Origin of the sequence: Methylobacterium oryzae (assembly GCF_036441375.1) — a bacterium.
Taxonomy (GTDB): Bacteria; Pseudomonadota; Alphaproteobacteria; order Rhizobiales; family Beijerinckiaceae; genus Methylobacterium; species Methylobacterium oryzae_A.
Map to the genome: position 1 here is coordinate 153954 of NZ_MLCA01000008.1, position 23800 is coordinate 177753.

Consider the following 23800-nt stretch of genomic DNA (forward strand, 5'->3'; position numbering starts at 1 on the left):
CCGTGGTCGCGACCGAGCCGGCAAGCGTCCGCCATGAGACCGAACGTCAGAAGCTCAGTGAGGTCGGGATTATTTCGCTCAGCAACCAATCCGGTGACGGAACGGGACTGAAAACTCTATTGCTTCACCCATCCAAGGGCTCAATTGGCCGATCTACGTAAACTTTCTCGCTGCGCGTGCGGCGAATCGATCAAATGATGGATGCGATGATTGAAATGAGCTGTTAGAGCACGTCATCATGTCGAGCGGAGGAGCGGATGCGCTACTGGGCCGTAAGTGTCTCGGACGTGTCGGCCGTGTCTCCGGATGTGACGCCGACGGACGAGACCATCCTGCTCCGCGAGCACATTCGCCGGATCCTGCGCAAGCTTTCCCGCGCGACAGCCGAGCTCCAGTACAGCTGACTCCGACTGAGCACGTCGTGGTCGTCGGCGAGGATCCCCGGGACAGGGTCCTTCAGGATCGGGCCAGTCGCTCCGCGTTCCAATCTCGGCGCCGGGCCGCGTAGCGACCCGTTCCGAGGCTCTGTGATCCTACGGGGTGACATCCCTGTCGTGACGGCTCGGTGCCGGTTCGACGTCGCGACCCGACGGGGTGTAGGCGCACCAGCCGCATTGCCCGAGGTCGGCGGCCCGCGGCGCGTTCCACTGCGAACACAGCGGACAGATCTTCAGCACGAGCTTGGCACCGTGCGCGAAGGCCAGACCACGGCCGCGGAACGTGACTCGACCCTGGGGAAGATTTGTCGACATCAACCCTCTGATTGTGACACAGCTTAGTGACGGGAAGCTGTCTAATCCGCGCAACACCGTCAACCCCTGGATGACGCCGCCCGGTCCGTTCAGGATGGCACGATCTGCCGTTGCGGAGAAGCCAATCGAGATACTGGCCCACGACTGCCGAAAACTTTGAACGGCGGCGGGACTCCGGCATTCGCCGGATCTTTCGTGCCGAAAGGTCGAGAGCATCTGCCTCCTGTCAGGTCCGACACCCCGATCGGCGGCCCGGCGTCCGGTCGAGCGTCGCGCGCGAAGGCGAGTTGTGGCGCGCGCTCGAGACCCGGCGCGCGCACGGCAACCGACGGCAGCTTGACCGACTCGCGCCTCCGCGCGCACCTCGACGCGGTCGAGGACATCCTGATTCTCGATCGCCGACAGCGGCGGCTCGCGGCGCCTGCGCCCGACGCTCGGGTACCGTCACTCGACCCGATCGCGACGTCCGGGCAGATCGGAGAAGAGCCGCGACTGCTTTCCTGGCTCCGCTCGGTGGGAGCGCCCTGATCGGCGCCGCGTTGGCGCTGCTGCTTCTCGCCAACGGACGCATCGCCGGGATCAGCGGCATCCTCGGCGGCTTGCTCGACGGCCTGCCCGGGCCGGCGGCGCGGGACCGGGCCTGGCGAGCGGCCTTCCTCGTCGGGCCGCTCGCCGGTCCCACCCTGTTCCGGCTGTCGACGGGTCATTGGCCGGTCGTTCATGCCGGCGCGTCGTGGCCGATGCTGATCGCCGCCGGTCTCCTCGTCGGCTTCGGGACGCGCCTGGGCTCCGGCTGCACCAGCGGTCACGGCGTCTGCGGCCTCGCGCGCCTCGCGCCGCGCTCCCTGGCGGGGGCGCGACCTTCATGGCGACGGCGATCGTCACCGTCTTCGTGGTTCGGCATGGCGTGACGCGATGAACGCGCCCGCCTTCTCGCCGCTCGGGGAAGCGGCGTGCTGTTCGGTGTCGGCCTCGCCCTCTCGGGCATGATCGATCCCGAGCGGGTTCTGGGCTTCCTCGATGTCGCGGGCGCCTGGGATCCGAGCCTCGCCCTCGTGCTGGCCGGGGCCGTCGGAGTCTCGGCTCTGGGTCACACGATCCAGCCGCCCGTGTCGGCGAGCGGAGCTAAGCGTGCGGAGTTCAGGATCGCCATCCGGTGCTCCGGCACACTGGAGTCGTCAGATCGCCCTCATCGGTCCCTGAATGCCCCGGCTGGTCTGTCGGACTAAAATTGCGAGATGAAATGGAACGAAATCATAGGGTTATAAAAACTTGTCTGAAAAAAATTGCAAGGCAGTCGCGCCATAGTTGAGAAATTCTCGTCCCCATCGACTCAGAAATGCGAGGGCGCCTCTCAATCTCAAATGCCGGCGAATTTTCGCCGAAGTTCCCTTGGGAAGGACCTTGTAGATGATATCGGGCGCAATGATCTGCTTTTGCGATCAATGTCCTGTTCTGATCCAGCAGCAATAGGTCGTCCGGTCGGCGGATCTTAGCGGGTTCGTCCTCGAACGGGGACGATCTCGCTGCCGTTTTCAATCTTTTTTATAGCCTTCAGAGCACGCGTCGTGGCGCTCGCAGTGGCCCATGGCTCGACGGACCCTCCCGCCATGGCTTAGATGCCGACCTGCGGGCAACCGTCGTCGCCTCCGTTCGTTGTAGCCATTTTGCAAAACGGAGGCGGCTAATGAAATTTCGGCCCCTCGCACCGCTCGCCCTGGCCGTGGCCCTGGGCTTCGCCGGCCAAGCCTTCGCCAAGAGCGACAAGCCCAGCGCGGACTGGATGCCCGCCGAGCAGGTCAAGCAGAAGCTGATGGATGCGGGCTACTCCAGCATCACCGAACTGGAGGCCGACGACGGCCACTGGGAGGGCGAGGGCATGAAGAACGACGTGAAGATGGAGGTCCACGTCGATCCCAAGACGGGTGCCATCACCAAGGAAAATCCCGACAAGGACTGATGGGCAAACCCAAGGCAATCCACTTCCGCGGAGGTCGGCGGCGGCAAGAAAGAAAAAGCGCACAGCGTACCTGGTCTTCGTGCGCCGGGAGCGCGAGGCGCTCCGCGACTACGCCGTGGTCGCGACTTCGGCCGAGGCCGCGCTTGCGCAGGTGGACGGACTTACCGTGGATGGCATGGAGACCGAGCTCGTCAGCGCCCTCTCACGGGACCTCACCCGGAGCCTCAGCCTCAAGCCGGGCAAGATGCGGCTCGTCTGAGCGAGGCCGCACCCCGGCCCGGACCCCCGGTCCTCAGTACCGGTTCCCGGCTCCCGCCTAGTTCTTTGCCTTCTTCAGCCGCCGCAAGCCGCGAATCGCGCGGACCAGGTGCTTGGCCTGCCGCTTCTCGCAGGTCTCGGTGACGGGGCGACCTGCGACCTTGACCATGAAATGCCCATCGGCCGCATTCTCCTTGGTGCCGTAGTGCATGGTCGGGTCTCCTGTCGGTGGGGCTCGGATGTCGAGCGGCCTGTCTCCGGGGTTGTTGCGAGGCGATACGCTGCGAGGGTCGCAATGGGTCACCTGTCGCAGGAGATGAGGGCGTGCCCATCTCCAGCAATGCCCTTCCCGCCATCGTGATTCGGCCGGGGCCGATCCTCCTGCCCTCATGTGAGATAGTCCGCGGATGACGTGCACGCAGAACGTCGAGCAAGCGTCTCCCATCGTCCGTGACGTGTCGTCGTCCGACGTAGCCGAGGTGCTGCGGATCTACACGCCGTATGTCCTCTACGGACTGGCAACGTTCGAAGAGGAACCGCCGACCATCGAGCAGATGGGCAGGCGGCGCGAGGCCATCGTCGCCGCCGGGTTGCCGTATTTGGTCGCGATCCGGAACGAGCAGGTCGTGGGATATGCTTATGCCAGTGCCTACCGACCCCGTCCGGCATACCGCCACTCGGTCGAGAATTCGGTCTACGTGACCCGTGCCGCGCATCGAAGCGGCGTCGGAACGGCGTTGCTCGGCGCGCTGATCACCCGATGCGAAGCCGGCCCATGGCGCCAGATGGTGGCGGTGATCGGCGACAGCGCGAACGAGGGCTCAATCGCCCTGCACCGGAAGGCTGAGTTCACCGAGGTTGGCATCCTGCGAGCGGTGGGCTTCAAGCATGGCCGCTGGGTCGATACCGTTCTGATGCAGCGGGCGCTGGGCACGGGCTCTACGCCGGCAGCATGACGACCCACGCTGCCGTTGGATGACCGGTGAACTTCGACCAGGCGAAGCGCCTCCGCATCCGTGATCGAGCCCCGCTGAGGCTTCATATCAACAGCGGGAGGCGCTTCCCTGAACCGCGATTTCCGCGGCCGCCCGAGCGAGATCCCGTTCGAAGCGAGGGTCGTGGAACAGCTATTTCCTGCGCCTGGCCCATCTCGGGGAGGGCTGAGCCGGAGCGGAAACCGCCGGACGGCCCAGAGCCGACGCCGGGGTTCGGGCGTATCGGCTTCCCGGGCCCGGCACGCCCCGGGTCCGTCACGGAGGCGGGTTCTCGACCCTGCCCTCGACCTGACCCCGCCGCTGCAGCCACAGGGCGACCGTCCAGCACAGCAGGGCCCAGGCACTGCCGATACACCAGCCGGCGATCACGTCGCTGGGATAGTGCACCCCGAGGTACATCCGGCTCAACCCGACCATCACCGTCAGGAACACCGCCACACCCACGAGGAACGTCTTGATCCGGGGGTCGGGCTCCGCGCGGGCGAGCAATGCCCCAAGGGTCAGGAACACGATGGTCGACAAGGTCGCGTGACCGCTTGGGAAACCGGGGGTGAACACGCGTGCCGTATGGGGGAAATCCGGACGCGGCCGGTCGATGCCGTACTTCAGCAGCGTGCTGAGCGCCATGCCGCCCAGGACGCAGGCCGCCATCAGCCACGCCAAGCCACGCTTGCGGATCAACACCAGATAGATCACGGCCGCGACGAGCACGAAACCGAGGAACGAGTAGCTGCCCAGGGCGGTGACGTCGCGACCCATCTCCTCGACCCAGGGCGGCCCGAGCGGGTCCGCAAGGTCGCCCGGCGTTCGCATCGCGGTTATGGTCGCGAGATCGAAGCGGGCCGTGTCTCCTTCCATGACCTCCTCGGCCAGCAGCCCGAACCCGGCCGCCAGGACGAACACCAAGAACAACGCGCCGATCAGACCGAAATCCAGGCGGCCGAGCCTCGCCCAGCGCGAGGTATCCTCCGCCGCCGAGGTTCCACGCGAAGCGATGGCCCGTCGTGAGGAAGACGTCATCGAACCTCTCCTGACCGCCGGAGCACGCTTTCCGCCAGGATCAGGCAGAGGCCACCGAAGAGCAGGGCGGCGAGCCACGGCGTCGGCAGGGGCATGAAGGTGGCGAGCACCCACACCAGCCCGATCCAGCCGACGGTCGCGCCCGCGAAGCCGACATCGTCGACGACCAGCCCGAACAGTTCACGGAAGACGGTTTTCAGAAAATCCATCATGGCACCTTTCGGAGAACCGGCGACGCCAGGACCTCGGCCCGGCGGCGGCTAAGCGGGACGAAGAGCCCGGCAAGTGCCAGGAAGCCGAGCGCAAGGCCGAGGATCGACCAGTCGCTCCCCGGCCAAGTCAGGCCGATGCCCTCGCCGACCCAGAAGGTCCCAAATGCGGCGAGCAGGACGCCGACCACGAACTTTAGGTGGTTCTCGGGTACCATCGCGAGGGGCCGGTGCAGGACGATGCCGAGGGCGCAGACCAGGAGGAGCGCCGCGACGGCGCCTGCGGCGGCAGACACGAGGAGACCGGTCCCCCCCGCGCCGACGGCGATGACGATGAACACCACCTCAAGGCCTTCGAGCATGGTGATCTTGAAGGCGGCGGCGACGGCGACCGTGTCCCAATGGCCATTCCGGGGGCCGGCACCCCGCAGGTTGCTGGTCTCCTTGTCGTAGGCGGCCACCTCGTCGTGGAGGGGTATGACGCCGGCGGCCCTCAGGATCGCCTTTCGGAGCCAACGGAGGCCGAACAGCAGGAGGAGCCCGCCGACGACGAGTTGGACGTCCTCCAACGGGATACGCGTCAGCAGCGGTCCGAACATGACGACAATCGCTAGCAAGACCGCGAGCGCCGCTGCGGTGCCGGTGAGCGCCCCACGCCAGCCCCGCACCGCGCCGACGGCGAGGATCACAGTCAGCGCCTCGACGAACTCCACGAGCGAGGCCAGGAATCCCGCCAGCGCCGTCGGCCAAGCCTGCGTCCACTGGATCACCATACCCCGACCTCGCAGTTCGGTCCCAACCGCCGGAACGGTTGCAGTCCCCGTCAATTGTGGCATATGCTACATTAGTCAAGCGCAAAGATGGATATGCTACATCGCAAGGGCGTGGACGGGCATGGAGGCTGACGGGGTGGCGGACAAATTCGGCGACCGGGTGAGGCGCTTGACTGCGACGCTGTCGCCGGCGGCGGCCCGGGTCGCGAGCTATCTCGACCAGAACCGGCCCCAGGCCTTGGCGAGCTCGGCCGCCCAGATCGCCACGCAGCTCGGGATGTCGGACGCCACGGTCATCCGGGCGGTCCAGGCGCTGGGGTTCGACGGGCTACCAGACCTCAAGCAGGCGCTCGCGGCCGGGCTCGGCGAGCGTATGTCCCCGGCGACCAACATGCGCCGTACGCTCTCCGAGGTAGGGGAGAACGCGAACGAGGCCGTCCAAGCCGTGCTCGATGCTCATGCGGAGGGCATGGAAGCCCTACGGACGGAGGCCGGCCAAGCGGCGATCCTCGCGGCCATCAGCGCCCTGCACCAAGCGTCGCGGATCGGTGTGTTCGGAATCGGCCCATCGGCTCACCTCGCCTGTTACCTAGCTTTCCAACTCAACCGTTCGGGCCGTCGGAGCTTCCTCCTCGACTCGACCGGATGGGGCCTTGCCGACCAGTTGCTCGGATTGCGTGCGGACGACGCGGTCCTGCTGCTCGCCTATGGCCAGCCCTATCGGGAGGTGCAGGCCGTCATGGCCGAGGCGCGCCGCCTCAGTCTTCCGGTCGTGCTCGTGACCGACACCGAGGACAGCGACCTGGCCCGGCAGGCCACGGTCGTGCTGCTCGCCAGACGCGGACGCGCCAACCAAGTCGCCCTCCACGCCACGACGCTGATCGCGCTGGAGGCGGTCATCCTCGGCCTCGCCGCGTCCGACGGCGACAACGCCCTGCAGCAACTGGCCGATCTCGACCGGCTGCGGAAGCTCATCGGACCCTGAAAGGCAGGTTCGACCGCCGGCGAGTGCCATCATCAACCCGAACGAGAGGAGGCCGCCCCATGGCCGAGGACCGGATGGACGACGAAACCAGCAAGGTGCCCGAAGTCACGCTGGCGTTCTGGGCGATCAAGATCGTCGCCACGACTTTGGGAGAGGTCGGCGGCAACGCCGTGGCGTTGACCTTGGGGCTGGGCTACCTCGTCGAACCTTGATCTTCGCCGCCTTCCTCGTCGCGGCGGTGGCGGCGCAGATCCGGGCAAAGCGTTTCCACCCGTCCCTGTATTGGGCGGTCATTACGGCGACGACGCTGGCCGGCACGACGATGGCCGACTTGTTCGACCGGTCGCTGGGCATCGGTTACCTCGGCGGTTCGCTGACGCTGTTCGCGCTCGTGCTGGCCTCGCTCGGCCTCTGGTACCGGTCCGAGGGGACGGTGGCCATCGAGAACGTGACGACGCCGCGGGTGGAAGGCTTCTACTGGCTGACCATCATGTTCTCGCAGACGCTCGGCACCGCCCTCGGCGACTGGATGGCCGACGACACGCCCCTCGGCTACAACGGCAGCGCTCTGTTGTTCGGAACCGCTCTGGCCGTCACGGCGGGTCTCTACTTCTTCACGAAGGTTTCCCGGACTGCGCTGTTCTGGGCTGCCTTCATCCTGACGCGCCCGCTCGGCGCGACGATCGCGAACTCGCTCGACAAGCCGGCCGCCCAGGGCGGGCTGGGGATCAACGACATCACCATCTCGGCCGTTCTCGCCGCGCTGATGGTCGTCAGCGTCCTGCTGCTCCCGCAGCGCGCCGGACACCATCCCGTGAGCCGGGCGGGCTAACCACGGGCGATGCCTTCCGAACGGTTCGGCATCCGACCGCAAGGCTTCGCGCCTACAGCCGTCGGCGAAGGGAAGGCATTGCAGACCCACGCGTCACGCCGCTCCAAGGGGCGACCTCGCCCACGCAAGGCATGAAGCCGAGGTATCGGGCCGAGTCGACTTTTCGACGATCCGGCTCAAGGCACCGTGTCAGGAGGAACGATCGATACCGCCCTGGGCACGCAATGGGTCGCTCATGGCCGCGTGGTTGACCCGAGGCGTCAGCCACTGACGCCTGCCGACAAGCCGGGCGGGGAATTGACGGGGCCGATGGATTAAGCCACCTTCCCTGACGTGGGATGGGGATGGAGCTCCCCGACAACTGCCGGGCCCTACGCTCGGACGATAGCTCCTACCGTGCGCTTCCGGGCGCGGGTAGGGCTGTGCCTGTTCCCACCTCCGGCCGTGCACCTCCCGTAACCTGATCCCTTCACCGGGATCCTGCGTGAGCTGTGTGCCGATGCGATCCCCCCCACTGCCGCTCTAAGCCCGCTCAGGCGTGCGCAACATCGCGCGCGCTTCTTTGCGTGCTCGCACAAGAAAAAACGGCGAGGTCCTTAGACCCCGCCGTCTCCAGCGAACTTCCCGAGCGGTAACTTAAGACGTTCGCCAGAACTAAGTCTGTCGCAAACAAGATTAGAGTAACCTTGCAGGGTCAATGTAACCCTGAGCGACCCGGAGTCAAGGCTAAAACCGAGATTTTGAGTCAACAAGAAGGGACTTTGATCTTTTAAGAAGCGGCATTATTGGTATCCTGAAACCTACGCGGTTTTTCGGGAGGTTTAGTCATGTCAAATCATAAGTTGATAGAGTTTAACCTCTGAAAAACTGTCGCACTTAGAAGAATCTTATTGTAATCCGGCGCGCATTCGATAGACTTACGGAGCTCGCTTGAAGTTGTTGCCATCGAACAACGATCTCTTGCGAGACAAGCACGCGTGAAATGACGCATGGCCACGCCAAGATCGGGTCAGGGGCGTCAGTACGGAGGAACGCGCATGAAAAAGATCGCCCTCGTGGCATCGGTCGCCTACGCCGCAACCCTGTTGCCGGCCTCGGCCAACGAAAACCTCATGAAGATGATGGAGAACCCCAACGACTGGGCGTTCCCTGGGCTGAACTATTCCAACACCCGCTTCTCGAAGCTCGACCAGATCAACACGAAGAACGTCAAGGACCTGCAGGTCGCCTGGACGTTCTCGACCGGCGTGCTGCGCGGCCACGAGGGCGCGCCGCTCGTGATCGGCAACGTCATGTACGTGCACACGCCGTTCCCGAACATCGTGTACGCGCTGGATCTTGAGCACGAGCAGAAGATCCTCTGGAAGTACGAGCCGAAGCAGGATCCGTCCGTGATCCCGGTCATGTGCTGCGACACGGTCAACCGCGGCCTCGCCTACGCCGACGGCGCCATCCTCCTGCACCAGGCCGACACCACCCTCGTGTCGCTCGACGCCAAGACCGGCAAGGTCAACTGGTCGGTGAAGAACGGCGATCCGTCTAAGGGCGCGACCAACACTGCCACGGTCATGCCGGTGAAGGACAAGGTCCTCGTCGGCATCTCGGGCGGCGAGTTCGGCGTGCAGTGCTCGATCACCGCCTACAGCCTGAAGGACGGCAAGCGGATCTGGCGCGGCTACTCGGAAGGTCCGGACGACGAGTTGCTGGTCGACCCGGAGAAGACCACCTCGCTCGGCAAGCCCATCGGCAAGGACTCCTCGCTGAAGACCTGGGAAGGCGATCAGTGGAAGACCGGCGGCGGCTGTACCTGGGGCTGGTACTCCTACGACCCCAAGCTGAACTTGGTCTACTACGGCTCAGGCAACCCCTCGACCTGGAACCCCAAGCAGCGTCCGGGCGACAACAAGTGGTCGATGACCATCTGGGCGCGTAACCCGGATACCGGCATGGCCAAGTGGGTCTACCAGATGACCCCCCACGACGAGTGGGATTATGACGGCATCAACGAGATGATCCTCACGGATCAGAAGATCGACGGCAAGGAGCAGCCGCTCCTGACCCACTTCGACCGCAACGGCTTCGGCTACACGCTGAACCGCGAGACGGGCGAGCTGCTGGTCGCCGAGAAGTTCGATCCGGCCGTGAACTGGGCGTCCAAGGTCGACATGGACAAGTCGTCCAAGACCTACGGCCGCCCGCTCGTTCAGTCGAAGTACTCGACCGAGCAGAACGGTGAGGACACCAACTCCAAGGGCATCTGCCCGGCGGCCCTCGGGTCGAAGGACGAGCAGCCTGCGGCCTTCTCGCCGAAGACCAACCTGTTCTACGTGCCCACCAACCACGTCTGCATGGACTACGAGCCGTTCCGGGTGACCTACACCCCGGGCCAGCCCTACGTCGGTGCGACCCTCTCGATGTACCCGGCCCCGAACTCGCACGGCGGCATGGGCAACTTCATCGCGTGGGACGGCGTGAAGGGTAAGATCGTCTGGTCCGACCCGGAGCAGTTCTCGGTATGGTCGGGTGCGCTCGCCACCGCCGGCGACCTGGTCTTTTACGGAACGCTGGAAGGCTACATCAAGGCGGTCGACGACAAGACCGGTAAGGAGCTTTGGAAGTTCAAGACCCCGTCGGGCATCATTGGCAACGTGATGACTTACGCGATCAAGGGCAAGCAGCACATCGCCGTGCTTTCGGGCGTCGGCGGCTGGGCCGGCATCGGCCTCGCGGCCGGCCTGACCGACCCGAACGCCGGCCTCGGCGCGGTGGGTGGCTACGCGGCTCTGTCGCAGTACACCAACCTCGGTGGCACGCTGACCGACTTCGCCCTGCCGAACTAAGCAGCGGCACGTCGCTGACGACACGAGGGTGCCGGCGCGGGGTCCGCGCCGGCACCCTTCTCCTTGCTCGGCCACCGCCGAGGATACTCATCAACCGAGGGAATCCCCGATGCGTCCGGACACGAAGATCCGCGCCCTCGAAGCCCTGGAAATCCTCGACTCCCGTGGCCGCCCGACCCTGGAGGTCCGCATCACGCTGGAAGGCGGCGTTAGCGCCACCGCCGGCGTCCCCTCTGGCGCCTCGACGGGCGTCAACGAGGCGGTCGAGAGGCGCGACAATGACCCGGCTCGTTACGGGGGCAAGGGTGTGCTGATGGCCGCAGAGGCCGTGCGTGGCGAGATCGCCGGGGCGCTCCGGGGGTGGGACGCAGCCGATCAGCAGGGCCTCGACCGGGCGCTCGTCGAGCTCGACGGATCGCCGAACAAGTCCAGGCTCGGTGCGAATGCGCTGCTCGGCGTCTCCATGGCGGCGACGCGTGCGGCCGCGCGCGCGACGGGCCGTCCCCTCTACGCGCATCTCGGAGGCGAGGCCGCCACCCTCCTACCGATGCCGTGCCTCAACGTCCTCAACGGCGGCCAGCATGCCGACAGCTCGCTCGATGTCCAAGAGTTCATGCTCGTGCCCGTCGGCGCTTCGAGCCTGGCCGAGGCAATGCGCGTTGCGGCCGAGACCTACGCGGCCATCCGGGAGATCCTTCACGAACGGGGGCTGGCCACGGCCGTAGGGGACGAAGGTGGCTTCGCACCCAACCTGCCGGATAACGAGGCGGCCCTGGCGCTGATCGTGGAGGCCACGGAGAGGGTCGGCTACAGGCCGGGGTTCGACGTCGCCATCGCCCTGGACCCCGCGGCCTCTTCTTTCGCGGCGGCGGACGGTTACGACCTCTCCCGTTCGCGGACCGGCGTCTTGAACCGCGCGCAGCTTTTGGAGCTCTACGGCCGTTGGGTCGAGCGCTGGCCCATCGTCTCTATCGAGGACGGGTTCGGGGAGGAGGACTGGGCCGGCTTCGTCGCCCAGACGGCCGCGCAGGGCGAGCGGATACAGGTCGTCGGCGACGATCTGCTGGTCACCAATCCCCGCTTCATCACGAAGGCCATCGGCGAACGGGCTTGCACCGCTGCCCTGATCAAGCTGAACCAGATCGGCACCGTGTCCGAAACGGTCGAGGCCATCACCCTGTGCCGGCAGGCCGGGTGGGCGACGATGGTCTCCCATCGCTCCGGGGAGACCACGGACACGTTCATCGCCGACTTCGCGGTCGCCATGGGCAGCGGGCAGATCAAGGCGGGGGCGCCCTGCCGGGGCGAGCGGCTGGCCAAGTACAATCGCCTGCTGGCCATCGAAGCCGAACTCGGTGCCCGTGCCCGGTTCGAAAACCCCTTCGCACGCTACCGCCGCACCTGATGCCCCGAGGCGGGAGCGATGGCGTCGCCCGCCCCACGGCCACCAGACGGTCTCCGACGCGAACGCCGGCGATACGACAATGGCCAAGGTGCATGACAGCACCGAGCCAAACCCGCTTGTTCGTCGAGGCCTATCCGGCAGAACGCGCAAGATACTGACGAGACGCTCATGCCCGCCTATCGCTCACGCACGACCACCCATGGCCGCAACATGGCCGGCGCCCGCGGCCTCTGGCGCGCCACCGGCATGAAGGATGCCGACTTCGGCAAGCCGATCATCGCGGTGGTGAACTCGTTCACGCAGTTCGTGCCGGGCCATGTCCATCTCAAGGATCTCGGCCAGCTGGTCGCCCGGGAAATCGAGGCCGCCGGCGGCGTCGCCAAGGAGTTCAACACCATCGCGGTCGATGACGGCATCGCGATGGGCCATGACGGGATGCTGTACTCGCTGCCGTCCCGGGAGCTGATCGCCGATTCCGTCGAGTACATGGTCAACGCGCACTGCGCCGACGCGATGGTGTGCATCTCGAATTGCGACAAGATCACCCCTGGGATGCTGATGGCCACTTTGCGCCTCAACATCCCGACCGTGTTCGTCTCCGGCGGCCCGATGGAGGCCGGCAAGGTCCAGCTGCCGGGCATCGCCAGGAAGGTCGACCTCGTCGACGCGATGATCGCGGCGGCCGACGACCGTATCTCCGACGAGGACGTCGCCGTCATCGAGCGCTCGGCCTGCCCGACCTGCGGCTCGTGCTCGGGCATGTTCACGGCGAACTCGATGAACTGCCTCACCGAGGCGCTGGGGCTGGCGCTTCCGGGCAACGGCTCGGTGCTCGCCACCCACGCCGACCGCAAGCGCCTGTTCGTGGAGGCCGGCCACCTGATCGTCGATCTGGCGCGCCGCCACTACGAGCAGGACGACGCGAGCGTTCTGCCGCGCGCGGTGGCGAGCTTCACGGCCTTCGAGAACGCCATGACCCTCGACATCGCCATGGGCGGCTCGACCAACACGGTGCTGCACCTGCTGGCCGCCGCGCACGAGGGTGAGGTGCCCTTCACCATGACCGACATCGACCGCCTCTCCCGGCGGGTGCCGGTGCTGTGCAAGGTCGCCCCGGCGGTCGCCAACGTCCACATGGAGGATGTCCATCGAGCCGGCGGCATCATGGGCATCCTGGCCGAGCTCGACCGGGCCGGGCTGATCGACACCACGGTCGGCAACGTTTCTGCCGGTACGCTCGGCGGCGCGCTCGCCCGCTGGGACGTGCGCGGCGAACCGGCCGCCTCGGTCCAGACCTTCTACCGCGCCGCCCCCGGCGGCGTGCCGACCCAGGTGGCGTTCAGCCAGGAATCCCGCTTCGACGAGCTCGACGTCGACCGGGAGGGCGGCGTCATTCGCGATGCCGCGCATGCCTACTCCCGGGACGGCGGCTTGGCGGTCCTGTTCGGCAACTTGGCCGAGGACGGCTGCATCGTGAAGACCGCAGGCGTCGACGCTTCGAACCTGGTCTTCGACGGCACAGCCCGGGTCTTCGAGAGCCAGGACGCGGCGGTGGACGGCATTCTCAACGGCAAAGTGACGGCCGGCGAGGTGGTGCTGATCCGCTACGAGGGACCCCGCGGCGGTCCCGGCATGCAGGAGATGCTGTACCCGACGAGCTACCTGAAATCGAAGGGGCTGGGTAAGGCCTGCGCCCTGGTCACCGACGGGCGGTTCTCCGGCGGATCCGCCGGTCTCTCGATCGGCCACGTCTCCCCGGAAGCGGCCGAGGGCGGGCTGATCGGTCTCGTGCGCGACGGGGACCGGATCGCCATCGACATCCCGAACCGACGCATCCACCTCGACGTGGACGCGGCGGAGCTCGACCGGCGGCGTGTTGCCCAGGAGACCGCGGGTTGGCAACCGGCGGCTCCGCGCAAGCGCAAGGTCAGCGGGGCGCTCCGCGCCTACGCAATGCTCACGACCAGCGCGGCCAAGGGCGCGGTCCGGCGGGTCTGAACTCGACCCGCCGGATTGGTGGCCTGACGCTCAGCGGGACAGCAGCCAGATGGTTGCGACCGCGATGACAACGATGGCGATGCCGGTCACGACGGCACGCGGAAATGGCGCTCCCTCCGCACGGCGCCGTTCCAGGCGTCCCATCTCGTCTATGTCCCTCATCTCGGGATCGGGATCGTCCTGGGGCGACTTGGCCATCAGCTTCCTCCTTCGACGGCGTGCAGGTTTGGTTCCAGGGACGTCTGCGACAGGACGGCAGTGTCAGGAGCCAGCGTGTAGAGGCGCATCGCGCAGGTGGGCAGCTCAAGGTCCTCGACCTCGTCCGGGGAGAGGCCGTCCAAGGCCATGACCAGGGCCCGCAACGAGTTCCGGTGGGCGACGACCAGGGTCGTGCCGCGCATGGCCGCCGGCAGGATCTCCCGCACGTAGCCGAGCATGACGCGCGCCGCCGTGTCGCGCAGGCTTTCGCCCCCAGGCGGCGCTTCCGCGTAGGAGCGCCGCCATCGCTCGACTTGGCCCGGCGGCCAGCGTTCGCATGCCCCGTCCCTGTCCATGCCGCTCAACTCCCCGTAGTCGCGTTCGACCAGGGCCTCGCAGAGACGCGGGCGCACCTCCGCTTGACCCAGTGCCTCCAGTACGAGGGCGCAACTAGCCACTGCCCGCAGCAAGGGCGACGCGAAGGCGGTTCGGACGGACAGTCCCTGTGCGGCGAGCGTGGCGCCTGCCGCACGGGCCTCCGCGATACCCCGTGCCGTCAGCGGCGGGTCGAGCCACCCGGTGAACCGATTGTCTCGGTTCGCCTCGCTCTCGCCGTGCCGCACGCGGACCAGGTTCGGCGTGCCCGCAGGCCAGCCGGGGTTCACAGGAAGGTTACCTTCTCCCGATGCCGCTGTTCGGCGGCGGCGACCAGCTCGCGGGCCCGGTCCGCATCCGCCCAGCCGGTGATGCGCACCCACTTGCCGGGTTCCAGGTCCTTGTAGTGCTCGAAGAAGTGCTGGATCTGCTGGCGGGTGATCTCGGGTAGGTCGGTGTGCGCCCGGACGCCGTCGTAACGCCGCGTCAGCCGCGCGGCCGGCACGCCGATAATCTTCTCGTCGGGGCCGTGCTCGTCCTCCATCAGGAGAACCCCGACCGGCCGCACGGCGATCATGGCGCCGGGCTGGATCGCCCGGGTGTTGGCCACCAGCACGTCGCAAGGGTCCCCGTCCTCCGACAGGGTGTTGGGGATGAACCCGTAATTCCCGGGGTAGTGCATGGGGGTGTAGAGGAAGCGGTCGACGACCAGGGCGCCGGACGCCTTGTCCATCTCGTACTTGATCGGCGGGCCGCCGATGGGCACCTCGATGACGACGTTAATCTCGTCGAACGGTGCCGTACCCGGGCTGATGGCGGCGAGGTTCATGACCGTGCGCTCCCGGCGGAGGCGGGACGGCAGAACTCAATAAATGATCCGGGGGGACGGGCTGGGGACAAGGCACACTCCTATCGCGCGTTGGCAACGATAGGAGTCATCAGCCCTGAGGGCGGTTGTACGGGAGACCCCATTCCCGAGACTGTACGTAACAGCCAGTCCGTCCAAATCAAGTGCGCAACCCAGTGCGATCGTGGCAGGAACTAGCCAGTGTGCTGCCTCCGAGCGACAAGCCGAATGGAGCCTGGTGCGTCCGTTTTTTGAATTTGGGCGTGGTCGGAAGAATGATTGGATCGGGTAGAGGCTGTGTCAAAACGCGGATGTGCTGCGAAGTCAGAGAACAAACGTCGCCGCAGCAACCGCGAGGGATCTCCAAAGCGACTGACCGATGGTCACAGGAAGCCCGTCAGGCCGATGTCACTCTCCTTCGAAAGAACATTTTTCCACAACGGCTGACAGCATTCAAGTTTTGACACAGCCTGGGTCGCCAGCGGAATGGCGGCTTGGAGGTGGATCTCTGCCGGTTTATTTGAGGGTAACCGCAAGTTGAAATCGCTGTCCTCGCCACACTGCGGTGCGGCCGAGATCGTGGACAGCACCAGCTTGGCCGCTGTCGGGAACGTGAAAACCTCAGCGTCTGCGTTGACCTACACTTTCACGTCAGATCCAACAAATATGATCTGCCAGCGGTTCGAGCGATCTCGTTCGCAGATCAAAAAGATCTGATAGTTCTGTTGGAATGAAAGCTTCCCGGTAACAATGATGGGTCGTTGCCCTGGAGCTGACTGCCATGCCGCGTGACGCCACCGCCCCTTCCATCGCTCAGTTCACCAGGCGGATCTTGCCGGGGTTTGGCCTTTGCCTCGCGGTCACGGCTGTCGCGATCGGCTTGGAGACCATCGAGGAGCGTGTGTTCGGCCGCGCGTGGCTAGAAGCGCTGGTACTCGCCATCGTGCTCGGCACGGCGCTCCGTACGGCCTGGAACCCTGGTCCGCGGTTCTTCCCCGGTATCGCCTTTGGCGCCAAGACCGTGCTCGAAGTCGCCGTGGTCTTGCTCGGAGCCTCACTCAGCGTCGGGACCCTGCTTGCCGCCGGCCCCGGTCTCCTCATCGGCATCGCCGGCGTCGTGCTGCTGGCCATCGCCGTGAGCTACGGCATCGGTCGCGCCTTGGGCCTGCACCCGCGGTTGGCCATCCTAGTCGCTTGCGGGAACTCGATCTGCGGCAACTCGGCAATCGCCGCGACCGCGCCGGTGATCGGCGCCGACGGTGAGGACGTCGCGTCCTCCATCGCGTTCACCGCCGTGCTCGGCGTCCTCGTGGTTCTCGGCCTGCCGCTCCTCGTGCCGCTGCTCGATCTGTCACCGATGCAGTACGGGGTACTGGCGGGCCTGACCGTCTATGCCGTGCCGCAGGTCCTGGCCGCGACCGCGCCGGTGGCCGCCCTCAGCGTTCAGGTTGGCACGCTGGTCAAACTCGTCCGCGTGTTGATGCTGGGTCCGGTCGTGCTGGCCCTGTCGCTCGGTGCCAGCCACTTGCGCGAGGAGGCGGACGAGGCCGCGCCGCACGTCACAGCCGGCGTGCGTCCGAAGCCCGGCCGCATCGCGGTTCACCGCCTGGTTCCGTGGTTCATCCTGGCATTCCTGGCGATGGCGGGCCTGCGCTCCGGCGGGTTGATCCCGCAGGTTGCTCTGCCATCGACGGCCGCCACCGCCAATCTGCTCACAATCGTCTCCATGGCCGCGCTCGGGCTCGGGGTCGACGTGCGCAGCGTCGTCGGCGCGGGTCCGCGGGTGACGCTAGCCGTGATCGCCTCCTTGGCCGCTCTCACCGCCGTCAGCCTCGGCTTAATCCGGATCCTCGGCATCGCGTAACGCCGGGCCTCAGCCATCGCCGTCAGCCTCGGGCGGCGGCGACGCCACGACCGCGACCTCTGCCGATGTGCCTACGGAGCACCAATCTTGGATGATCGGACCGAACTTCTAGCGTATGCGACCGCCTGGCTTTCGGGTGAAGGGCGATTTGCAAGGGATGCCGGGGCGCTGCTCGAAGGGCTGTCAGCAGCCCTGATCGAACTCGGTCTGCCGCTGGATCGCGCCACCTTCCACGCGCCGACCCTGCATCCCTCCCACCGGTGGGTGATGCGAGTATGGCTGCCCGGCGTCGAGACCCGAACGCTGCTCCGACCGCACGGCATCGAGGGGACACCGACCTTCCACGGCAACACCGTCGAGCACGTCGTCGCCACCGGTCGTCCTTATCGGATGCGCCTCGACGAAGGCGGATCACTGGATTTCCCCGTACTCGACGAGCTCCGGGACACGGGCCTGACCGACTACCTAATCGTGCCGCTGCCGGCGGGGTCGGGTCGGACGGGGGCTGCATCCTGGGCTACCGCGCGACCCACGGGCTTCACGGCGTCGGAGATCGCTGCCCTGACTCCGCTCGCCGGTCCACTCTCCCTGGTGTTCGAGTTGAAGGCGCAGGAGGGCATGCTCGCCGATGTGCTCGCCGCTTATGTCGGCCGTGATCCGGCCCGGCGCATCCTCGCCGGCGGAGTCCGGCGCGGCGACACGCGCCGAATGCGCGCGGCGATGCTGCTCGCCGACATGCGCGGCTTCGGCGCCCTGTCCGACGCGACGACGCCCGAGCGCGTCGTCGCCGTGCTCAACCGCGTGTTCGACGCCGTCGTCCCGGCGATCGAGGACGCGGGCGGCGAGGTACTGAAGTACATCGGCGACGGCGTGCTCGCGGTGTTTGACACCGCCGGTGACGAAGCGCGGGCGCGCCACGCCGCATTGCGGTCGGCGCGGATCGCACTCACTGCGGTGGCCGAGGCGGGCGACCTACCGGCGATCGGCATCGCGCTGCACGTCGGCACGGTCGCGTACGGCAATATCGGTGCGGGCGATCGGCTCGATTTCACCGCGATCGGTCGGGACGTGAACGTGCTCGCCCGGGTCGAGGCCCTGTGCAAGGTCTACGGCCAGCCTCTTCTAGCCACCGGCGCGTTCGCTGATGGCCTGTCACCAGCGCTGACACCGATCGACACGGTCACGCTTCGCGGCTTCAACGAGCGGCAGACGCTTTTCGCACTAGGAGATGATTGATCTAATCAATTGAACGGAACGAGCATATCATTCTATTGGACCGCGCGGTGAAGGAAAGATATCTCTCCCATTGAGAGGTGGGCATGGGACGCCCTACCCATACGCGGAGGAATGCACGTGAACAATTATGCCATCCCTCGCCGTGCCGTGCTCGCCGGTCTCGGCCTCGGCGGTCTCGCGGCCGCGGCACCGGCCTGGGCCGCAGGCTCGGTCAAGCTGCCGCTGCGCGGTGGTCCCGACGCGCGCGACCTCACGACCGCTTTCCCAGGCAAGGGGTCGATGATCCTGCAGCGCACCCGCCCGCCGTTGTTGGAGACGCCGTTCGAGGTGTTCGACCAGGGTTTGTTCACCCCCAACGACCGCTTCTACGTGCGCTGGCATTGGGCCTCGATCCCCACCGAAGTGGACGCGAAAGCCTTCCGGCTGAAGGTGCGCGGGCACGTCGAGCAGGAACTGTCGCTGTCGCTTGACGAAATCGCCCAGTTGCCGCGGTTCGAGATCGCCGCGGTCAACCAGTGCTCGGGCAACTCCCGCGGCCTGTTCGAGCCGCGGGTGCCCGGGGCGCAGTGGGCCAACGGTTCGATGGGCAACGCCCGCTGGACCGGTGTGCGCCTGAAGGACGTGCTCGACCGTGTCGGCGTGAAGGCGGGGGCCGTGCAGGTGCGCTTCAGCGGCCTCGATGAGCCGGTCGTGGACGACGCGCCCGACTTCAAGAAGTCACTCGACCTCGACCATGCCCGGGACGGCGAGGTCATGCTCGCCTACGCGATGAATGGCACGCAGTTGCCACTGCTCAACGGCTTCCCGCTGCGCCTCGTGGTTCCGGGCTGGTACTCGACCTACTGGGTCAAGATGTTGTCCGACATTGAGGTGCTGGACAAGCCCGACGATCAGTACTGGATGAAGACCGCCTACCGCATCCCGGACGTGCCGGGGGCGAACATCAAGCCCGGCCAGACCGGCTTCAAGACGGTGCCGATCAACCGGATGGTCCCGCGCTCGTTCGTGACCAACCTGCAGGACGGCGCCAACGTCGCCGCCGGCGCACCGGTGGCCGTGCGTGGGATCGCTTTCGGGGGCGATTGCGGGGTGAGGACAGTCGAGATCTCCGGAGACGGCGGCACGACATGGAAGCCGGCACAACTCGGGGCTGACGAGGGCCCCTACAGCTTCCGCCGCTTCGAGGGCAGCCTTCCGGCACTCGCAGCCGGCAGCCACGCGATCATGGTCCGCTGCACCAACACGAACGGTCTCGCGCAGCCGATGGACCAGGTCTGGAACGGGGCTGGGTTCATGCAGAACGGCGTCGAGACCGTGTCGCTCCAAGTCGCCTGAGGGAGAGAATCATGTTCAAACCCCGCACCATATTCCTGCTCGCCGGGCTCGTTCTCACCCCCGCCTCGGCGCTTGCCGCTCCGGCGCCCGAGCCGATGCACTTCACCTCACAGCAGGTCGAGTTGCCGAGTTCCGACCGGGTGTTCCCGGACGGACCCGGGGCGGAGGCGGTCAATAACAACTGCCTCGCCTGCCACTCGGCCGGGATGGTGCTGACCCAGCCCAAACTGTCGAAGGCGCAGTGGACTGAGACCGTCAACAAGATGGTCCACATCTACAAGGCGCCGGTCGATCCGGCCGACGTCCAGGCCATCGTCGACTACCTCGCCGCGATGAAGCCGAAGCCCTGAGACCGTCGCGCCTTGCCGATCCCGTTCCCGCTGGCCGCTCGTCGATCCGCCGGGCCAACATATCCAACCCACGCGCCGCGGACCTGCGAGCGCGGCTCCTGACCCGAGAGACCTTACCATGAAATCGATCCGCTCCGGCCTGCGCATACTCATGGCCGGCTCCGCCCTGCTTCTCGCCGCGACCGCCCCAGGGATCGCGGCCGGTTTCGACGGAGCGATCAGGAACAACTCGCTCGCTCTGAGCCCCGACGGGCGCACCGCCGCCGTCTCGAACAGCGAGGAGAGCCGGGTACTTGTCTACGACGTCACCTCCGGCAAGCTCGCGCGCACGCTCGACGGTTTCGTTACCCCGCGCAACATCGTGTTCGCCCCCGACGGCTCCCGCTTCTACGTCTCCGACAGCGGTACCGGTCGGATCACCGCCTACGACACCGCGACAGGCCAGGAGGTCGCGATGATCGCGGCCGGACCCGGGGCGTTCGGGACGGCACTGTCCGGCGACGGGGCCAAGCTCTACGTCAACAACGAGGCAGCGAGCACGGTGAGCGTGTTCGATACCAAGTCCGGGCTCGCGTTGGCGGTGGTGCCGGGCTTCAGCCAGCCGCGTCAGGGGGTGCGGCTCGCGCCCGATGGCAAGACGCTGTTCGTGACCAATTTCCTCGGCGACAAGATTACCCTCGTCGATACGGCGAGCAATAAGATCGCCGGCGAGATTACTGGCTTCGACAAGCTTCGGGCAATCTCGATCACGAAGGACGGCAAAACCCTGTTCGCCGCCAATAGCGGGCGCAACACCGTCGGCGTGGTCGACCTGGCCGAGAAGAAGGTGGTCACCGAGGTGCCGGTGGGCCAAGATCCCTACGGCGCGGCGCTGACGCCGGACGGCAAGTTCGTCTACTCGGGCAACCTTAAGGACAACACGCTGTCGGTGATCGACACCGCCACCCGCAAGGTCGTGGCCACCGTGACCGGTCTGAATGAGCCCCGGCAGGCAATCGTATTCTCGGCCGACAACACCAAGGCCTACGCCCTCAACCGCGACCTCAGCGTCGCGGTGATCGACCGCGCGAGCAACGCCATCACCGCGACCATGAAGCCGTGAGCGAAACGTGCCGGGATCGGATCGACCCCGGCACGTTGTACCCCGGTACACGAACATGGAGATACACATGTCGAGCTTGGCCGAGCGCAAGGCGCGCCTGATCGTTCACGGGGATGCGCCGTACAACGCTGAGCCGCCGCTCGAACGGCTGCGTTCGGCCTACCGCACGGCGGCGGACGACTTCTACGTGCGCTCGCACGGCGATCTGCCCGAGATCGACGCGGACGGCTACCGACTCACGCTCGACGGCGCACTCCCGACCGCGCTGGAGTTGTCGCTACATGGATTGCAGAAGCGCTTTCCACAGGTCACTGTGACCGCAACGATGCAGTGCGCGGGCAACCGCCGGGCCGATATGCGGGCGGTGGCGCCGGTCTCGGGCGACCCCTGGGATGGGGGCGCGATAGGCACAGCCGACTGGACCGGGGTCCGTTTGGGCGACGTGCTGCGGGAGGCCGGAATTACCGAGGGCGCCAATCTCCATGTCGCCTTCGAGAGCCACGATACGGTCGAGGGTCATCCCTACGGCGCCTCGATTCCACTCGCCAAGGCACTCTCCCCTGAGACCCTGCTGGCCTTCGCGATGAACGGCGCGCCGTTGCTGCCCGAGCACGGCTTTCCGCTGCGCGCCGTCGTGCCAGGATTTGCCGGGGTGCGCAGCCCGAAATGGCTCAAGCGCATCACCGTGCAGGATCGCCCGTCGGACAATCCGATCCAGGCCGGCGACTACAAGCTGTACCCGGCCGATGTGACCGCGGAGACGGCGGACCCGGCCACGGGGCACACCATCAACATCATGCCCCTCAACGCGGTGATCTGCGAACCGGCGCGGGGCGCGAGCCTGCAAGCCGGGGCAAGTCGCATCACCGGCTACGCCGTGTCCGGTGATCGCGCGGTGGTCCGGGTCGACGTCTCGGGCGACGGCGGCAGAACGTGGGCGCAAGCCGCGTTGGAGCACGATGCGGGTGCACCGTTCGCCTGGACGTTCTGGATGATTGACCTCGAACTGCCCTCAGGCGAGCACGAGCTGGCGGTGCGCGCCTGGGATGAGGCCGGTCAGACCCAGCCGGCCGCCCCTGACGACACGTGGAACTACAAGGGCTATCTCAGCGCGTCATGGCACCGTGTGCGCGTGACCGTGGATTGAGCGCGTTCAAACGCGCCAGAGGGTGACGGCCGCAAGGCTTGCAACGGCGCAGAGCAGCAGCGCGATGCCCAACGTCAAGGCGCGGGGCATCAGGCCCACCTGTGCCGAGGCTAGGCGTCGCCGGAGGGTATGATCGCGCCACGCTGCCGCGCAGAAGCACCCCAGTGCGCAGACGACCAGGGCCAGGGCCATGACCCGGAGGGGCCAGCCCGGTAGCGCCTCGGCGAGGAAGCGCTGAGCGGCCAAGCCCACGCTCAGGAACGCCAGCCCGGTACGCAACCACGACGCGTAGGTGCGCTCGGCGGCGAGCACGGTCCGGTCCTCGGCGAGCCGTACGCGCGGATCGTCGGGGGCGACGCCGCTCACGATTGACTTTTGTGGATTACGTCGAGCAGGGCATCGGCAGCTCGGCTTCGGTAGCGTTCCTTGTGGCGCAGCATTCGGAAGGTCCGGGTCGGCAGCGGGAACGGCACCGCGACCAGCGCACCATTGGCGAGCTTGCCCGCCACGACGACCTCCGACAGAACGCTCGCCCCAGCTCCGGCCTCGACTGCGGCGAGGACGGCCTCGTTCGAGGGGAGTTCCAGCGCGACCGTAAGGTCCCGAGGCAGAATGCCCTGTGCAGCGAGCGCTGCCTCAAAGACAGAGCGGGTGCCCGATCCCTCCTCGCGAAGCACCCAAGGGAGGGCAGCAAGATCGGCCGCCTTCAGCGCGTCGGTGGCGGCGAACGGGTGGCTCGGCGGCACGACGAGGACAAGACGATCCTCCGCGACCGCCGTGCTCGCCAGAGCCGGATCATCGATCTCACCTTCGACGAAACCAAGCTCGGACGCGCCCTCGTTGACGGCCTGTGCCACGTCGGCGGTATTGCCCACCGCGAGACGAACCGTGATCTCCGGGTAAGTAGCCCGAAATGCGACGAGGTGGCGAGGCAGCCAGTGGCTGGCGATGGTCTGGCTCGCATGGACGCGCAGGACCCCGCGGCGGAGGCCACTGAGATCGGCCAGCACCAATTCGGCTGCCTCCGCTCTGGCGAGGACAGCGCGCGCCTCGCCGAGGAAGATGCGCCCGGAGTCGGTTAGCTCGATTCCGCGGCCTACCCGGTGAAACAGCTTGACGGCGTGCCGCCCCTCTAGTCCCGACACCGCGGCGCTGACCGCCGACTGGACGATGTTGAGCGCCTCGGCCGCGCGGGTGACGTGCTGACGTTCGGCGACCGCCACGAAGATGCGCAACTGATCGAGGGTCATCGACGGGCTCGCTGGCTTGGAGGGAGCCGCGAGCGTACCATGCCTCAGGTACGTTTCGGTCGATGGGTC

24 protein-coding genes, 3 pseudogenes and 2 riboswitches are annotated in these 23800 nt (G+C 66.7%); of the genes and pseudogenes, 17 read left to right on the forward strand and 10 right to left on the reverse strand.

Annotation, left to right across the window (positions count from 1 at the left end):
- The first annotated feature begins 257 nt into the window (after window positions 1–257).
- The 5 genes and pseudogenes from MOTC310_RS16750 (at window position 258) to MOTC310_RS16770 (ending at window position 2971) form a co-directional block, all read left to right on the forward strand.
- The gene (locus MOTC310_RS16750; protein ID WP_331292049.1) at window positions 258–404 is read left to right on the forward strand and encodes a hypothetical protein; all 147 of its coding nucleotides are present in this window, start codon (window positions 258–260) and stop codon (window positions 402–404) included.
- An 848-nt stretch (window positions 405–1252) separates the two neighbouring features.
- Window positions 1253–1671, forward strand: a pseudogene (locus MOTC310_RS16755) (YeeE/YedE family protein).
- Window positions 1672–1678: 7 nt separating this feature from the next.
- A pseudogene (locus tag MOTC310_RS16760) lies at window positions 1679–1855 on the forward strand (DUF6691 family protein); the annotation flags it as partial.
- Window positions 1856–2439: 584 nt separating this feature from the next.
- Window positions 2440–2712 (forward strand): PepSY domain-containing protein, encoded by a 273-nt coding sequence (locus tag MOTC310_RS16765; RefSeq protein ID WP_331302586.1) that lies wholly within the window; start codon window positions 2440–2442, stop codon window positions 2710–2712.
- 115 nt (window positions 2713–2827) lie between these two features.
- The gene (locus MOTC310_RS16770; RefSeq protein WP_331302587.1) at window positions 2828–2971 is read left to right on the forward strand and encodes a hypothetical protein; all 144 of its coding nucleotides are present in this window, start codon (window positions 2828–2830) and stop codon (window positions 2969–2971) included.
- Between the two features lie 57 nt (window positions 2972–3028).
- Here the strand turns inward: MOTC310_RS16770 and MOTC310_RS16775 are convergent, their stop codons facing one another.
- Window positions 3029–3181 carry a hypothetical protein gene (locus MOTC310_RS16775; protein WP_331302588.1) on the reverse strand — a complete coding sequence of 51 codons (153 nt, stop codon included), beginning with the start codon at window positions 3179–3181 and terminating at the stop codon, window positions 3029–3031.
- 196 nt (window positions 3182–3377) lie between these two features.
- Here MOTC310_RS16775 and MOTC310_RS16780 point away from each other — a divergent pair, with 196 nt between their 5' ends.
- Window positions 3378–3926, forward strand: coding sequence for a GNAT family N-acetyltransferase (locus tag MOTC310_RS16780; protein ID WP_331302589.1), 549 nt, complete (start codon window positions 3378–3380; stop codon window positions 3924–3926).
- 294 nt (window positions 3927–4220) lie between these two features.
- Here the strand turns inward: MOTC310_RS16780 and MOTC310_RS16785 are convergent, their stop codons facing one another.
- From MOTC310_RS16785 to MOTC310_RS16795, 3 genes are read right to left on the reverse strand one after another with little or no spacing between them, the layout of a single operon-like run.
- Entirely contained in the window at window positions 4221–4985 is a 765-nt protein-coding gene (locus MOTC310_RS16785; RefSeq protein ID WP_331302590.1) for a phosphatase PAP2 family protein, read from the reverse strand.
- The gene (locus MOTC310_RS16790) at window positions 4982–5197 is read right to left on the reverse strand and encodes a hypothetical protein (protein ID WP_331302591.1); all 216 of its coding nucleotides are present in this window, start codon (window positions 5195–5197) and stop codon (window positions 4982–4984) included. The genes MOTC310_RS16785 and MOTC310_RS16790 overlap by 4 nt, the downstream gene beginning before the upstream one ends.
- Window positions 5194–5967, reverse strand: coding sequence for a COG4280 domain-containing protein (locus tag MOTC310_RS16795; protein ID WP_331302592.1), 774 nt, complete (start codon window positions 5965–5967; stop codon window positions 5194–5196). The genes MOTC310_RS16790 and MOTC310_RS16795 overlap by 4 nt, the downstream gene beginning before the upstream one ends.
- 136 nt (window positions 5968–6103) lie before the next feature.
- On the opposite strand from MOTC310_RS16795, the gene MOTC310_RS16800 reads away from it, so the two are divergent.
- The 5 genes and pseudogenes from MOTC310_RS16800 to ilvD all read left to right on the forward strand — a co-directional run bounded on the left by MOTC310_RS16800 (window position 6104) and on the right by ilvD (window position 14027).
- Window positions 6104–6952 (forward strand): MurR/RpiR family transcriptional regulator, encoded by an 849-nt coding sequence (locus MOTC310_RS16800; protein WP_331302593.1) that lies wholly within the window; start codon window positions 6104–6106, stop codon window positions 6950–6952.
- A gap of 59 nt (window positions 6953–7011) precedes the next feature.
- Window positions 7012–7784, forward strand: a pseudogene (locus tag MOTC310_RS16805) (COG4705 family protein).
- 331 nt (window positions 7785–8115) lie between these two features.
- Window positions 8116–8185, forward strand: a riboswitch (Fluoride riboswitch).
- Window positions 8186–8821: 636 nt separating this feature from the next.
- The gene (gene xoxF5, locus MOTC310_RS16810; RefSeq protein ID WP_331302594.1) at window positions 8822–10624 is read left to right on the forward strand and encodes a lanthanide-dependent methanol dehydrogenase XoxF5; all 1803 of its coding nucleotides are present in this window, start codon (window positions 8822–8824) and stop codon (window positions 10622–10624) included.
- Window positions 10625–10733: 109 nt separating this feature from the next.
- Window positions 10734–12029 carry a phosphopyruvate hydratase gene (eno, locus tag MOTC310_RS16815; protein WP_331302595.1) on the forward strand — a complete coding sequence of 432 codons (1296 nt, stop codon included), beginning with the start codon at window positions 10734–10736 and terminating at the stop codon, window positions 12027–12029.
- 168 nt (window positions 12030–12197) lie between these two features.
- Window positions 12198–14027, forward strand: a complete 1830-nt coding sequence (gene ilvD / locus MOTC310_RS16820) for a dihydroxy-acid dehydratase (RefSeq protein ID WP_331302596.1) — start codon at window positions 12198–12200, stop codon at window positions 14025–14027.
- Between the two features lie 30 nt (window positions 14028–14057).
- Here ilvD and MOTC310_RS16825 read toward each other — a convergent pair whose 3' ends face one another.
- The 4 genes from MOTC310_RS16825 to MOTC310_RS16840 all read right to left on the reverse strand — a co-directional run bounded on the left by MOTC310_RS16825 (window position 14058) and on the right by MOTC310_RS16840 (window position 16037).
- Window positions 14058–14225, reverse strand: a complete 168-nt coding sequence (locus MOTC310_RS16825) for a hypothetical protein (RefSeq protein ID WP_331302597.1) — start codon at window positions 14223–14225, stop codon at window positions 14058–14060.
- Entirely contained in the window at window positions 14225–14983 is a 759-nt protein-coding gene (locus MOTC310_RS16830) for a 2,3-bisphosphoglycerate-dependent phosphoglycerate mutase (RefSeq protein ID WP_331302598.1), read from the reverse strand. Before MOTC310_RS16830 ends, MOTC310_RS16825 begins: the two co-directional genes overlap by 1 nt.
- The gene (ppa, locus tag MOTC310_RS16835; protein ID WP_331302599.1) at window positions 14887–15429 is read right to left on the reverse strand and encodes an inorganic diphosphatase; all 543 of its coding nucleotides are present in this window, start codon (window positions 15427–15429) and stop codon (window positions 14887–14889) included. Before ppa ends, MOTC310_RS16830 begins: the two co-directional genes overlap by 97 nt.
- Before the next feature lie 93 nt (window positions 15430–15522).
- A riboswitch (Fluoride riboswitch) is annotated at window positions 15523–15585 on the reverse strand.
- 245 nt (window positions 15586–15830) lie between these two features.
- Complete coding sequence (locus tag MOTC310_RS16840; protein ID WP_331302600.1) at window positions 15831–16037, reverse strand: hypothetical protein; 207 nt, start codon at window positions 16035–16037, stop codon at window positions 15831–15833.
- Between the two features lie 191 nt (window positions 16038–16228).
- Here MOTC310_RS16840 and MOTC310_RS16845 point away from each other — a divergent pair, with 191 nt between their 5' ends.
- The 6 genes from MOTC310_RS16845 (at window position 16229) to MOTC310_RS16870 (ending at window position 22481) form a co-directional block, all read left to right on the forward strand.
- Window positions 16229–17311 carry a YeiH family protein gene (locus tag MOTC310_RS16845; protein WP_331302601.1) on the forward strand — a complete coding sequence of 361 codons (1083 nt, stop codon included), beginning with the start codon at window positions 16229–16231 and terminating at the stop codon, window positions 17309–17311.
- An 87-nt stretch (window positions 17312–17398) separates the two neighbouring features.
- Window positions 17399–18547 (forward strand): adenylate/guanylate cyclase domain-containing protein, encoded by a 1149-nt coding sequence (locus tag MOTC310_RS16850; protein ID WP_331302602.1) that lies wholly within the window; start codon window positions 17399–17401, stop codon window positions 18545–18547.
- A gap of 117 nt (window positions 18548–18664) precedes the next feature.
- Window positions 18665–19882: a molybdopterin-dependent oxidoreductase gene (locus MOTC310_RS16855; RefSeq protein ID WP_419539923.1), complete on the forward strand. Its 1218-nt coding sequence runs from the start codon at window positions 18665–18667 to the stop codon at window positions 19880–19882.
- Window positions 19883–19893: 11 nt separating this feature from the next.
- Window positions 19894–20232, forward strand: a complete 339-nt coding sequence (locus tag MOTC310_RS16860; protein ID WP_331302604.1) for a c-type cytochrome — start codon at window positions 19894–19896, stop codon at window positions 20230–20232.
- Between the two features lie 118 nt (window positions 20233–20350).
- The gene (locus MOTC310_RS16865; protein ID WP_331302605.1) at window positions 20351–21334 is read left to right on the forward strand and encodes a beta-propeller fold lactonase family protein; all 984 of its coding nucleotides are present in this window, start codon (window positions 20351–20353) and stop codon (window positions 21332–21334) included.
- Between the two features lie 67 nt (window positions 21335–21401).
- Window positions 21402–22481 carry a molybdopterin-dependent oxidoreductase gene (locus MOTC310_RS16870; protein ID WP_331302606.1) on the forward strand — a complete coding sequence of 360 codons (1080 nt, stop codon included), beginning with the start codon at window positions 21402–21404 and terminating at the stop codon, window positions 22479–22481.
- Window positions 22482–22487: 6 nt separating this feature from the next.
- Here the strand turns inward: MOTC310_RS16870 and MOTC310_RS16875 are convergent, their stop codons facing one another.
- Together MOTC310_RS16875 and MOTC310_RS16880 are read right to left on the reverse strand one after the other, a co-directional pair.
- A complete protein-coding gene (locus MOTC310_RS16875) occupies window positions 22488–22847 on the reverse strand; it encodes a YidH family protein (RefSeq protein ID WP_331302607.1) in 360 nt (119 codons plus the stop codon).
- The gene (locus MOTC310_RS16880; protein WP_331302608.1) at window positions 22844–23731 is read right to left on the reverse strand and encodes a LysR family transcriptional regulator; all 888 of its coding nucleotides are present in this window, start codon (window positions 23729–23731) and stop codon (window positions 22844–22846) included. The genes MOTC310_RS16875 and MOTC310_RS16880 overlap by 4 nt, the downstream gene beginning before the upstream one ends.
- Window positions 23732–23800 lie beyond the last annotated feature (69 nt).